The organism is Trichococcus alkaliphilus, from assembly GCF_003008695.1.
In the GTDB taxonomy this organism is placed as follows: domain Bacteria; phylum Bacillota; class Bacilli; order Lactobacillales; family Aerococcaceae; genus Trichococcus; species Trichococcus alkaliphilus.
The window spans coordinates 95,343-108,071 of sequence record NZ_PXZT01000004.1; the positions used below are offsets into that span (position 1 = coordinate 95,343).

The window sequence follows — 12,729 nt, forward strand, 5'->3', positions numbered from 1 at the left end:
TTTGTTTGTTAGTTGAGAAGGAGCGATCAAATGGCATTATCGAAACATGAATTGTTCCAGCAGATGCTGGAACAGATAAATCTGCATCACAAGCCGGAATACCTGCCGTATTTTGAAAACGGGGAAATCGAACAGGTCATTGTGCATAAAAAGTCCAAATTATGGTCATTCCAGTTCGTTTTTGATAACGTTCTGCCTTTCGAAGTGTTCAATGCTTTGATGAACCATATGAAAATAAAATTCCAATCCATCGCCACAATCGATTTTCAGATCAAAACAAGGAAACCGATCCTGACCAACGAGAGCATCCTGGATTATTGGGAAACGGTTGTCCAGCGCAGCAACATATCCTCGCCGCTGGTCCAGACGCTTTTTGCCAAACATACGCCAGTTGTCTTGAACAACAAAGTCGTGATCAATGTTGAAAATGAGATCACCAAAAATCATTTGGCGGATAACTACTTATCGGTGATCCAACAGAATTATCTGGTCTTGGGGTTCCCGAGTTTCCAAATCACGATTGAAGTGGACGAGGAAGCGTCCGAAGCCAGAATGGCGCAATATCTGGCAAGGAAACAAGAGCAGGATGAAATGTTGGTCAAACAAGCAGAAGAAGCCATCAAACAAAACCAACAGGACAGACAACGAAGTGACGGCTCGCAATCGAAAGGTGGCAACAACGGTCCCTTGCTGATCGGCAGACAAATATCGGGCAAGGAAGAAATCAAGCAAATGGCTTCGATCACCGAAGAAGAGCGCTCCGTTGTCATCGAGGGCTACATTTTTGACAGCGAAATCCGGGAACTGCGCTCCGGCCGGAAACTGCTCGTATTCAAAATGACGGATTACACTTCCTCGTTTTCGGTGAAGCTGTTTTCGTCAAATGAAACAGATGAACAGAACTTCGAGCTGGTCAAAAAAGGCATCTGGGTGCGCGTACGCGGGAGTGTCCAAGAAGACACGTTCATGCGTGATTTGGTTGTGAATGGCCGCGACGTCAATGAGGTCGCTCATGCGGAACGGAAAGATCGGGCGCCCGAAGACGAAAAAAGAGTCGAACTGCACCTGCACACAAATATGAGCCAGATGGATGCCACAAACGGTATCGGCGATTTTGTCAAACAAGCAGCCAAATGGGGTCACAAAGCCATCGCGCTGACTGATCATGCCGCCGCGCAAGGCTATCCCGATGCCCATGCCGCCGGAAAGGCGAACAACGTAAAAATATTGTACGGGATTGAAGCTTACGTTGTCGATGACGGAGTTCCGATAGCTTATAATCCGGTCCATGAGGATCTCAGCGAAGCCATCTATGTCGTGTTCGACGTGGAAACGACTGGCTTATCAGCAGTGTACGACAAGATCATCGAGCTGGCTGCCGTAAAAATGTACAAAGGGAATGTCATCGAGACATTCGAAGAGTTCATCAATCCGGGTCATCCTTTGTCGCAGACGACCATCCAATTGACCGGCATTACCGATGACATGGTACGCGACTCCAAACCGGAAAAAACGGTGTTGGAGCAATTTGCGGCATTCTCTGAGGGTTCCATTCTCGTAGCCCACAATGCCAGTTTTGACATGGGCTTCCTGAACAACAGTTATGAACGCCATGGCATGCCAGAGGCGCCACATCCGGTGATCGACACCTTGGAGATGTCCCGTTTCCTGCATCCACAATTGAAATCCCATCGTTTGAATACATTAGCGAAACGCTATGGTGTCGGCTTGGAACAGCATCACCGAGCAGTTTATGATTCCGAAACAACCGGGGCGCTCTGCTGGATATTCCTGAAGGAAGCGCGGGAAGAGCATAACATCCTGTTTCATGATGAACTCAACAAATACATCGGCGGCGGCGATTCGTACAAACGGGCACGGCCATTCCATGCAACGATTTTGGCAAAAAATCAAGATGGGCTGAAGGACCTGTTCAAAATCATTTCTGCTTCGAATATCGAGTATTATTACCGGACGCCGCGCCTTCCGCGCAGCGTCTTGCAAGCAATCCGGGGAAACTTGTTGATCGGTTCTGCCTGCAGCGAAGGCGAGATCTTTGAGGCGATGATGCAAAAAGGGGCAGAGGTAGCAAAGGAGAAAGCCAAGTTCTATGACTACATCGAAGTCATGCCGAAAGAAGTCTATGCTCCGCTCATCACGAGGGAATTGGTCAAAAATGAAAGCGACCTGGAGGAGATCATCACCCAAATCGTTGCCATCGGGGATGAGCTGGGCAAGACGGTAGTCGCAACCGGGAATGTCCATTATCTGAACAAGGAGGACGCCATCTACCGGGAAATATTGATCGGGTCCTTGAAAGTGAACCAAGGGAAAGTTCTGCATATGCCGGAAGCCCATTTCCGGACGACAGATGAGATGCTGGACTGCTTCTCATTCCTGGGCAAAGAAAAAGCCAAGGAAATCGTTGTTTATAATACCCAGAAAATTGCTGACAGCACGGAAGTGATCGTACCGATCAAAGATCAATTGTATACACCCAACATGGAAGGTGCGAATGAGGAAGTCACGCGACTTTCCTACGATGAGGCGAAACGCCTATATGGCGAAGAACTCCCTGAGTTGGTCGAAAAGAGGCTGGAGAAAGAACTCAACTCGATCATCGGCAACGGCTTCTCGGTCATCTATCTGATTTCACAAAAACTGGTGCTGAAGAGCAACCAAGACGGTTACTTGGTAGGGTCCCGGGGCTCGGTCGGCTCAAGTTTTGTAGCCACGATGACCGGGATAACGGAAGTCAACCCTTTGCCGCCGCATTACCGCTGTCCGGAATGCAAATATTCCTATTTCTATGAAGACGGATCGATCGGTTCCGGCTACGACTTGGAAAAGAAGGACTGCCCGAAATGCGGAGCAGACATGGACCGCGACGGACACGACATCCCATTCGAAACGTTCCTCGGTTTCTACGGAGACAAAGTACCCGATATCGATTTGAACTTCTCAGGGGAATATCAAGCCCATGCCCATGCCTACACGAAGGAGCTCTTCGGGGAGGAGTATGTCTACCGTGCCGGGACGATAGGTACGGTGGCGGACAAGACGGCCTTTGGATATGTGAAAGCCTATGAGCGGGATCACAACTTCAGATTCTCATCAGCGGAAATCGATCGATTGGCAAAAGGCTGCACAGGCGTCAAGCGGACGACAGGACAGCATCCCGGCGGTATCATCGTCATTCCGGACTATATGGATGTCTACGATTTTACGCCTATCCAGTTTCCTGCCGACGCACAGGATTCTGAGTGGAAAACGACCCACTTCGACTTCCACTCCATCCATGATAACGTGCTGAAATTGGATATACTTGGACACGATGATCCGACCGTTATCCGGATGCTGCAGGATCTGTCCGGGATCGATCCGCAAACAATTCCGCCCAATGACCCGGATGTCATGAAAATATTCAGCGGCACCGAGGTGTTGGGTATCACGCCGGACCAGATATTCAGTAAAACTGGAACACTCGGAATACCTGAATTTGGGACGCGCTTTGTCCGGGGGATGCTTGAGCAGACGAGTCCGAACACCTTTGCGGAGTTGCTGCAGATTTCGGGCCTTTCCCATGGGACCGATGTCTATCTGGGCAATGCCGAAACGCTTATCCGCGAGAACAACATCCCGTTGGCGGATGTTATCGGCTGTCGTGATGACATCATGGTATATCTGATCCATCACGGTATGGATGACGGTCTGGCCTTCAAAATCATGGAGAGTGTCCGTAAAGGAAAAGGGATCCCTGATGATTGGCAGGCGGAGATGCGGGCCAAGGAAATACCTGAATGGTATATCCAATCGTGCCTGAAGATCAAATATATGTTCCCGAAAGCCCATGCTGCCGCGTACGTACTGATGGCTTTGCGCGTCGCTTATTTCAAAGTGCACCAGCCGATCCGTTATTACTGTGCCTTCTTCTCCGTGCGTGCGCAGGATTTCGATTTGGTCGCGATGACGCAAGGGAAAGAAATGATCAAGACCCGCATGAAAGAAGTCATGGATAAGGGTTTGGAAGCTTCGGTCAAGGAAAAAAGTTTGCTGACCGTATTGGAATTGGCGAACGAAATGGTCGAGCGTGGCTTCACCTTCAAGATGGTCGATCTCGATAAATCGCACGCCAATAATTTTGTGATCGAAGGGGATACGCTGATTGCGCCATTCCGGGCCATCCCGGGATTGGGAGGCAACGTGGCGAACCAGATCGTTCAAGCGAGGGAAGCCCAACCGTTCCTGTCCAAAGAGGACTTGGCCACTAGAGGGAAAGTTTCGAAGACGATCATCGATTACATGAATGAAAATGGCGTGTTGAAAAACTTGCCTGACGAAAATCAACTTTCTTTATTTGATTTTTAGGGGAAGGCTATTCCAAAGCCATTAGATTGGTAAGTCCTTGCATTTACTGACACAATGGTGTATGATTATATGAGAATAAGTCGTCGGATGGAGTGAGCGGAAACGCTCACTCTTTTTACGCAGTCAGCCAATGTATGACAGTGGTGTAGGATTGATAAAGGAGGATTTCTGTGAGTCGTGTAGTAGATGAAGTTCGAGTAGTGGTTCAACCAATAGTTGATGAACAGAATTTAGAATTAGTGGATATGGAGTTTTTGAAGGAAGGGAAAAACTGGTTTCTCAGAATCTATATAGATAAACCAGGCGGCATCGATATCGAAGAGTGTGCATTGATCAGCGAAAAAGTCAGTGAAGCTTTGGATGCCATCGACCCGGATCCGATCCCGCAAGCGTATTTCCTGGAGGTGTCCTCACCAGGCGCAGAGCGTCCATTAAAGACTGAAGCAGATATGCAGAATGCCATCGGTAAATACGTGCATCTGTCCTTCTATCAGGCGATTGATGGTGAGAAGTTCTACGAAGGAACGTTGAAGGAATTAAATGACGAGTCCGTCGTATTGACGATCAGAATCAAAACCAGAACAAAAGATATCGAAATCGAAAGAAAACAGATCGCAAACGCAAGATTGGCTATCCAATTTTAATCATTTTTTGAGATAGGAGTGAACGAATAATATGAGCAAAGAAATGTTAAGTGCTCTCGAAGTGTTGGAAAAAGACAAAGGTATTTCAAAAGAGATTGTCATCAGTGCGTTGGAAGCTGCGCTTGTGTCTGCATACAAACGTAATTATGGTCAGGCCCAAAACGTTGAAGTGGAATTCGATACCAAAAAAGGGGACATCCACGTCTACGCTGTTAAAGAAGTAGTCGATATGGTGTTTGATTCGACTTTGGAAGTGAGTCTGGAGGATGCTCTGCAGATCAACAAAGCATACGAATTAGGCGATAAGATCCGTTTTGAGGTCACTCCCAAAGATTTTGGACGGATTGCCGCTCAGACAGCCAAGCAAGTCATCATGCAACGAATCCGTGAAGCGGAACGCAGCATCGTCTACAATCAATTCATCGCATATGAGAATGACATTTTGACGGGTGTCGTCGAAAGAATGGACAGCCGTTACATTTATGTCAGCCTTGGGAAAATTGAAGCGGTATTGTCTAAGCAGGAGCAGATTCCGAATGAAACGTTCCAGCCGCACGACCGCATCAAAGTGTACATCACAAAAGTCGAAAACACTTCAAAAGGGCCGCAAGTTTTTGTCAGCCGCAGTCATCCCGACTTGCTGAAGCGCTTGTTTGAGCAAGAGGTTCCTGAAATCTTCGATGGCGTAGTCGAAATCGTTTCGATCGCCCGTGAAGCCGGAGACCGTTCAAAAGTAGCCGTGCGCTCACGCGATAAGAACGTTGACCCTGTCGGAACCTGCGTAGGACCAAGAGGCCAGCGTGTCCAAGCGATCGTAAACGAATTGCGCGGAGAAAATATGGATATCGTTGAATGGAATGAAGATCCGTCAATCTACATCGGAAATGCATTGAATCCGGCACAAGTCGTGAATGTGGATTTCCATCAAGCAGACGGCAGTTGCACAGTCATCGTTCCTGATTATCAGCTATCATTGGCAATCGGTAAAAAAGGTCAAAATGCGCGCTTAGCGGCTAAATTGACAGGCTATAAAATCGATATCAAGTCCGAAACGGAGTATAATAAGTTATTGATGGAATCCGGTGCTCAAAAAGTTGCATCAGATGAAGAAGATGCTGATGCAATTCATTCCTTCGCTGGCTTGGATAAGATATTTACGGCTGAGGAAGTCGTTGAAGATATCGCTGTTCCAGCGGACGAAACGGATTATACGGAAGAATACGAAAACGATGAAAAAATCCTTGATCCTGAAGATGTAGAGCAGCTGATCTCGGAAGTCGAGACAGATCCGGAACAAAGCTATGATGAATTAGCAGAGGACTATCAAGACTAATCAGTGAGGTGAAGGTTTATGAAGACCAGAAAAGTTCCGATGAGGAAATGCGTCGTCTCCAATGAGATGAAACCAAAAAAAGAATTAGTCCGAATCGTAAAAAATCAAGCGGGTGAAATCGCCATTGACCCTACCGGCCGCATGAATGGCCGTGGAGCCTATGTGTCTCTGGAACCTGCATTGGTTCAGAAGGCTTGGAAGCAACATATTTTGGACAAACACCTCGAGACCGCAATCAGTGATGCGTTCTATCAGGAATTGTTCGATTATGTCGAACACCAAAAAGCAAGGAGCTTATTATGACACCTGAAGATAAGATGTTGAATTTGCTGGGATTGGCATTGCGCGCCGGCAAACTGATCACAGGTGAAGAAATGACCATCAAGTCCATCCAAAAAAATGAAGCAGTCTTCGTCCTCTGTGCGACGGACTGCAGCGATAACACCAAAGAAAAATTAGAAAACAAATGCCGCTATTATGAAGTCCCGTTCCTGGTGCATTTCACTTCGGAACAAATCAGTCAAGCAATAGGCAAGTCCCGTTCCATTTGCGCCTTGACAGATAGAGGATTCGCCAAAAGTTTCATGCGGCTGAAAGGAACAAAGTAATGAGATAAGGGAAGGTGATGACATGGAAAAAAAACGTGTCTACGAGTATGCAAACGAACACAAGATATCCAGCAAAACGGTGTTGGATAAAGCAAAACAATTGGGGATCGATTATCATAGCCATATGTCAACCATGGAAGACGGAGACATCAAAAAGTTGAACCAATCCATCTCTTCCACTGCTGGGAATCAGGTTGCCAAGCCAAGTGCACCGCAATCCAATGCGCCACAGAAAAAGCAACCAGCAGACAACAAAAAGGCGCCTGCAACCGGAATACATAAACCTACTGATAAGAGTGAACTGAGGAAAAACACAGACATGAAAAATAAACCATCGAATCCTTCTCCGAATCAAAAAAACGGTTCCGAAAATAAAGGACAAACAAGAAATACTGCAGAAAAGAATACAAATAGGCCGGCGCAAGCCACAAGCCAAGCTGGACAAAATCGTCCAAATACTAAAATGAATCGAGTTGACTCTGTTTCGCCAAACAAATCAAATGACAAACCAGTGCAGAAAACTGCAAACACGAATACCACTACCAATGCGCCAGCCAAATCAAACCGTCCATCATACGGTCAAAATTCAGGCGGTTCCAATCCGCGCAGTCAAGGAAATCAAGGGAGAGGCAACAATCCCTACAACAAAAACAAACGCTCAAAATTCAAAAAAGGTACGACCAAGCAAGGCCCGGCAGTACCACCACGCAAATTCCGCGAGTTACCGGAAACATTCGTCTATACAGACGGTATGAATGTAATGGAAGTTGCCAAAAAACTGCACCGTGAACCAGCTGAAATCATCAAAAAGTTATTCCTGATGGGTATCATGGTCACTCAAAACCAAGCATTAGGAAAAGATGCTTTGGAATTGCTGGCTACTGATTATGGCATCGAAGCCGAAGAAAAAATTGTTCAGGATATTTCCGATTTGGATAGCTATTTCGAAATCGAAGAAAATCCGGAAGAATTAGTTTCAAGACCTCCAGTTGTCACTATCATGGGTCACGTCGATCACGGAAAAACGACGCTTTTGGATTCACTGCGCAACACGAACGTAATCCAAACCGAAGCAGGCGGAATCACGCAGCATATCGGTGCATATCAAGTCAAAATCGATGGCAAGCCGATCACGTTTTTGGATACACCAGGACATGCTGCCTTTACGACGATGCGTGCCCGCGGAGCGGATGTCACAGATATCACGATCATCGTTGTCGCAGCTGATGACGGTGTGATGCCACAGACAATCGAAGCTATCAGCCACGCAAAAGCGGCTGATGTTCCCATCATCGTTGCCGTAAACAAAATCGACAAACCAACAGCAAATCCAGATCGCGTTATGCAGGAATTATCCGATCAAGGTTTGGTTCCGGAAGCTTGGGGCGGCGAAACGATTTTCGTCAACATCTCAGCTAAATTCGGTCAAGGGATCGATGAATTGTTGGAAATGATCTTGTTGGTTGCTGAGGTCCAGGAATTGAAAGCTAATCCGAATCGTTTAGCGATCGGTTCCGTAATCGAAGCCCGTTTGGATAAATCAAAAGGACCGATCGCTACCGTCTTGGTGCAGTCAGGTACTTTGAAAATCGGCGATCCGATCGTTGTCGGTAATACGCATGGTCGTGTCCGCGTAATGACCAACGATCAAGGCAGACGCGTGAAAACGGCTGGACCTGCAATGCCAGTCGAAATCACAGGTTTGAATGCAGCACCGCAAGCAGGGGATCACTTTGTTGTCTTTGAAGATGAGAAGACAGCGCGTCAAGCCGGTGAAGAACGTGCGAAACGGGCTCTTATGGAGCAACGTTCAACGCAGAATCGCGTGACTTTGGACAACTTGTTCTCCAGCTTGAAAGACGGAGAACTTAAAGACGTCAATGTCATCATCAAGGCTGACGTGCAAGGTTCAGTTGAAGCCTTGGCTGCAAGCTTACAAAAAATCGAGGTCGAAGGTGTCCGCGTCAAGATCGTTCACTCGGCAGCAGGCGCAATCAACGAGAGTGACGTTACTTTAGCGGCAGCCAGCAACGCGATCATGATCGGATTCAACGTCCGTCCGACTCCTCAAGCGAAGATTCAAGCGGACAGTGAAAATGTGGACATCCGTCTGCACCGTATCATCTACAATGCCATCGATGAAATCGAAACAGCGATGAAGGGCATGCTGGATCCTGAATTCGAAGAGCAAGTAACCGGTCAAGCGCTTATCCGTGAGACCTATAAAGTTTCTAAAGTCGGCACAATCGGTGGAGCTTTCGTAACGGATGGCTACATCGGAAGAAACAGCAGTATCCGTATCATCCGCGACAACATCGTCATTTTCGACGGCAAACTTGCCAGCTTGAAACGATTCAAGGATGATGCCAAAGAAGTTAAAAAAGGCTTCGAATGTGGTGTAATGATCGAAGATTACAACGATATCCGCATCGATGATGTCATCGAAGCGTACCATATGGTTGAAATCAAGAAATAAAGCGCCACAGCAATCGAACTAGTGAGAGGTGAACCGAAATGGCTAATTTCAGAGCAGGAAGAATCAAACAAGAAATACAACGCGAAGTGAATGATATCCTGGCTAAGCGTGTAAAAGATCCGCGTGTTGCGAACGTAAACATCACTGATGTGGAAATCACCGGTGACTTGCAGCAAGCAACCATCTATTACAGCACATTGTCGGAACTTGCAAGCGATCGTGAAAAAACGCAACTAGGATTGGATAAGGCTACTGGCCTTGTCCGCAAGGAACTTGGAACGCGTCTGACCCTTTACAAGACACCAGAATTGATCTTTAAACGAGATGAATCGGTGGCTTACGGCAGCAAGATCGATGAATTGATCCGCAAAATGCACGAGGACGAAAAAAAATAGATTTCATATCTGCGTACAAAAAGACAGCCACAATGATCATTGCGATCATTGTGGCTGTCTTTTTTACATAATGATCTCAAATCAGCACTTAAAGACGAATAAAATTGCCTATATTTCATTTTTGCACTCCGATTGCCTTAGAGTGCGTTTATTGACTATAAATGCTTACGGGTCAAATTTAGTGGCTTTTCGCGTTTGGGCGTATAACATGTTATGGAGAATCGTAAACCAGATTCCAATTTGCGAGGCATGCAACATCGCCTGTTAATGCTCTTTCGGCACCACGATTCAGTTCCTCCTTTTGATATCATCATATTCCAATTATATTCTAACCGTACTATCATAAAACGAAAAAGACAAAAGAATTATATGGCAACATTAAAATAAATTTATACAGGACAGCTCCAGATTGCGGGAAGCTAACTGATTGGTTGGGATTTTCTAATCATTAAGTGGCTAAACTGCCATAAAACCAGCTGTTCTCAAATCATCCACTTACTCAATCCGCTTTATAGTATCGGACGAATTGCGAATGATGCTAAGTAAAAATGTCGTAAACAAATAATGGAAGCGCTATATACGAATTATTTTGTGAATAATCGAATTAACATTAAGGAATTGCTATTGTAATTTGTTTCTAACTTTGCTTTAATAAAAGTTAAATATTACACAATGGGGAGATCCAAAAAATGATCGAATTTAAGAATGTCAATAAGTATTACGGCAGTTTCCACGCTTTGAAAAATATCAATGTCAAGTTTAATCAAGGAGAAGTGACCGTCATACTCGGTCCATCCGGTTCCGGTAAAAGTACCTTGATCCGTTGCATCAATGGATTGGAGGAAATATCCGAAGGCGAATTGTTGATCGAAGGGGTTAACATCCACGATAAAAACACCAACATCAACCTGATCCGTCAGGAGGTCGGCATGGTGTTCCAGCATTTCAATTTATATCCGCATAAAACAGTGTTGGAAAATATCACTTTGGCTCCGATCTTCAAGTTGAAGAAATCGAAAGCAGAAGCAGTGGAGCAGGCCGAAAGACTTTTGGACAAAGTGCAGCTGTTGGATAAAAAGAACATGTACCCGAATCAGCTGTCCGGCGGCCAGAAACAGCGTGTCGCGATTGCGCGCGGTTTGGCAATGAATCCGAAGGTGCTGCTGTTTGATGAACCGACTTCTGCACTGGATCCTGAAACGATCGGCGAGGTATTGAAGGTCATGTCGGACCTTGCCAAAGAGGGCATGACGATGATTGTGGTGACCCATGAGATGGGCTTTGCGCGCGAGGTTTCCGACCGCACTTTGTTCATGTCAGATGGCGAAATCCTGGAAGACCGCCCGAGCGAGTCCTTTTTCCTGGATCCTCAAGATGAGCGAGCCAAGCAGTTCCTCAGCAAGGTTATCAACCACTAATCAAAGTCGAAAGTAAGGAGCATGGTATGATGAAAGTAACGAAGAAAATAGCGCTTTTGACAAGTGCGCTGTCAGCGCTGCTTCTGATGAGCGGCTGCATGAAAGTTTCGGAAAAAAGCGTGATGGAGCGCATAGAAAGCGGGGACAAGAAAATTGTCTGGGCCACCAACGTTACCACACCCTTGGTCGGGCAGTTGAATGTAGAGACAGGTGATGTGGCCGGGTATGATTCGGATGTTGCGCGCGCATTGACTGAAGTGATTACGGGATCTGCTGAAAATGCGGTTTTTGTTGAGGTATCGAGTCAGAATCGGGTAGCATTTGTGAAGAACAACATAGCGGATGCCGTCATCAGCACGATGACGATTACAGAAGAAAGAGAAAAGCAAGTGGATTTTACGGATTCCTATTATATCGGCGGTCAAGCCTTGATTGTGCCGGAGGACAGCGAAATCCAAGGGATCGATGATTTGACTGCCGACACGATTGTCGCAGGAGCAAAAGGGACAACGATGATGATCAACATGAAGACGATTGCTCCGCAAGCGCCGACAAGGGAATATGATACCGAATCCGAAGCCTTTACGACTTTGATTGCAGGCCAAGCGGATGCCTACACATCCGACAATGTCGTTTTGATGGGTATGATGTCGAAAACGTCCGGTTTCCGATTTGCCGGCGGAAGAATCACCGATGAACCATACGGAATCGCGCTCAATGAGGATGAAGACGAATTCCGGGAAGCATTAAACGAAGCAATCGCAATCATTCGAGAAAACGGCACTTTAGCGGAAATCGAAGATAAGTGGTTCGGCGACTATTACTAAGGAGTGCGGGAAATGATTGAAATATTAACGGGGCATTATAGTACATTACTAACAGCTTTTTGGCACACTTTGGCCATCAGTATGATTTCGATGCTGCTGAGTTTGCTTTTCGGAACCATTTTAGCCATGTTCCACGTTGCAAAAAACAAGGCATTGAATAAAATTAGCGGCTATTACGTGGAATGCTTCAAGAATATTCCGCTGCTTGTCATCACCATGTTTTTCTACATTGCCATTCCGATGGCTTTGGACATCAAAGTGAACGGAATGATCGCAGGAGCGATCGGCCTGATCATCTACTCGACTTCATTCATCGCGGAAATCGTTAGGACAGGCATCCAAGCGGTACCGGCCGGCCAATTGGAAGCGGGTCTGGCTTCAGGCTTCTCCTATTGGGAAACGATGTACCATATCGTGCTGCCGCAAGCATTCAAAATCGTCATCCCGCCATTAGGGAATCAATTCATTACATTGGTGAAGGATTCCTCGGTTTTAGGCTTCGTGGCCGGTATGGATTTGATGTACTACGGAGACCTGATCGCAGGCGAAACATTCAACATGATGGGCTCCTATCTGGTCATCAGCATGTTCTATGTGATCATCACGCTGCCTTTGAATTATCTGATGGCGCATATTGAACAAAAAATGGAAATGGCTTAG

General features: G+C 46.3%; 10 protein-coding genes. All 10 read left to right on the plus strand.

Annotated features, from left to right (window positions below):
• Positions 1-30 precede the first annotated feature (30 nt).
• The 10 genes from C7R73_RS05230 to C7R73_RS05275 all read left to right on the plus strand — a co-directional run bounded on the left by C7R73_RS05230 (position 31) and on the right by C7R73_RS05275 (position 12,729).
• Positions 31-4,368 carry a PolC-type DNA polymerase III gene (locus C7R73_RS05230; protein WP_106449471.1) on the plus strand — a complete coding sequence of 1,446 codons (4,338 nt, stop codon included), beginning with the start codon at positions 31-33 and terminating at the stop codon, positions 4,366-4,368.
• A 170-nt stretch (positions 4,369-4,538) separates the two neighbouring features.
• Positions 4,539-5,012, plus strand: a complete 474-nt coding sequence (gene rimP, locus C7R73_RS05235) for a ribosome maturation factor RimP (protein ID WP_106449472.1) — start codon at positions 4,539-4,541, stop codon at positions 5,010-5,012.
• Positions 5,013-5,043: 31 nt separating this feature from the next.
• Positions 5,044-6,345: a transcription termination factor NusA gene (nusA, locus tag C7R73_RS05240; protein WP_106449473.1), complete on the plus strand. Its 1,302-nt coding sequence runs from the start codon at positions 5,044-5,046 to the stop codon at positions 6,343-6,345.
• Between the two features lie 18 nt (positions 6,346-6,363).
• Positions 6,364-6,648 carry an RNase P modulator RnpM gene (gene rnpM / locus C7R73_RS05245; RefSeq protein ID WP_106449474.1) on the plus strand — a complete coding sequence of 95 codons (285 nt, stop codon included), beginning with the start codon at positions 6,364-6,366 and terminating at the stop codon, positions 6,646-6,648.
• Positions 6,645-6,953, plus strand: a complete 309-nt coding sequence (locus tag C7R73_RS05250) for a L7Ae/L30e/S12e/Gadd45 family ribosomal protein (protein ID WP_086627878.1) — start codon at positions 6,645-6,647, stop codon at positions 6,951-6,953. Before rnpM ends, C7R73_RS05250 begins: the two co-directional genes overlap by 4 nt.
• A 22-nt stretch (positions 6,954-6,975) precedes the next feature.
• Positions 6,976-9,429, plus strand: a complete 2,454-nt coding sequence (gene infB / locus C7R73_RS05255; protein WP_106449475.1) for a translation initiation factor IF-2 — start codon at positions 6,976-6,978, stop codon at positions 9,427-9,429.
• Between the two features lie 38 nt (positions 9,430-9,467).
• Positions 9,468-9,824: a 30S ribosome-binding factor RbfA gene (rbfA, locus tag C7R73_RS05260; protein ID WP_086627880.1), complete on the plus strand. Its 357-nt coding sequence runs from the start codon at positions 9,468-9,470 to the stop codon at positions 9,822-9,824.
• A 689-nt stretch (positions 9,825-10,513) separates the two neighbouring features.
• Positions 10,514-11,242, plus strand: coding sequence for an amino acid ABC transporter ATP-binding protein (locus tag C7R73_RS05265; protein ID WP_106449476.1), 729 nt, complete (start codon positions 10,514-10,516; stop codon positions 11,240-11,242).
• A gap of 26 nt (positions 11,243-11,268) precedes the next feature.
• A complete protein-coding gene (locus C7R73_RS05270; RefSeq protein ID WP_106449477.1) occupies positions 11,269-12,069 on the plus strand; it encodes a transporter substrate-binding domain-containing protein in 801 nt (266 codons plus the stop codon).
• Between the two features lie 12 nt (positions 12,070-12,081).
• Positions 12,082-12,729, plus strand: a complete 648-nt coding sequence (locus tag C7R73_RS05275; RefSeq protein WP_106449478.1) for an amino acid ABC transporter permease — start codon at positions 12,082-12,084, stop codon at positions 12,727-12,729.

Excerpts from the sequence above, each read along its gene's own strand:
- C7R73_RS05275 (WP_106449478.1), top strand. The coding sequence starts at position 12,082 with ATGATTGAAATATTAACGGGGCATTATAGTACATTACTAACAGCTTTT.
- C7R73_RS05270 (WP_106449477.1), top strand. The coding sequence starts at position 11,269 with ATGATGAAAGTAACGAAGAAAATAGCGCTTTTGACAAGTGCGCTGTCA.
- C7R73_RS05265 (WP_106449476.1), top strand. The coding sequence starts at position 10,514 with ATGATCGAATTTAAGAATGTCAATAAGTATTACGGCAGTTTCCACGCT.
- nusA (WP_106449473.1), top strand. The coding sequence starts at position 5,044 with ATGAGCAAAGAAATGTTAAGTGCTCTCGAAGTGTTGGAAAAAGACAAA.
- C7R73_RS05230 (WP_106449471.1), top strand. The coding sequence starts at position 31 with ATGGCATTATCGAAACATGAATTGTTCCAGCAGATGCTGGAACAGATA.
- infB (WP_106449475.1), top strand. The coding sequence starts at position 6,976 with ATGGAAAAAAAACGTGTCTACGAGTATGCAAACGAACACAAGATATCC.
- C7R73_RS05250 (WP_086627878.1), top strand. The coding sequence starts at position 6,645 with ATGACACCTGAAGATAAGATGTTGAATTTGCTGGGATTGGCATTGCGC.
- rnpM (WP_106449474.1), top strand. The coding sequence starts at position 6,364 with ATGAAGACCAGAAAAGTTCCGATGAGGAAATGCGTCGTCTCCAATGAG.
- rbfA (WP_086627880.1), top strand. The coding sequence starts at position 9,468 with ATGGCTAATTTCAGAGCAGGAAGAATCAAACAAGAAATACAACGCGAA.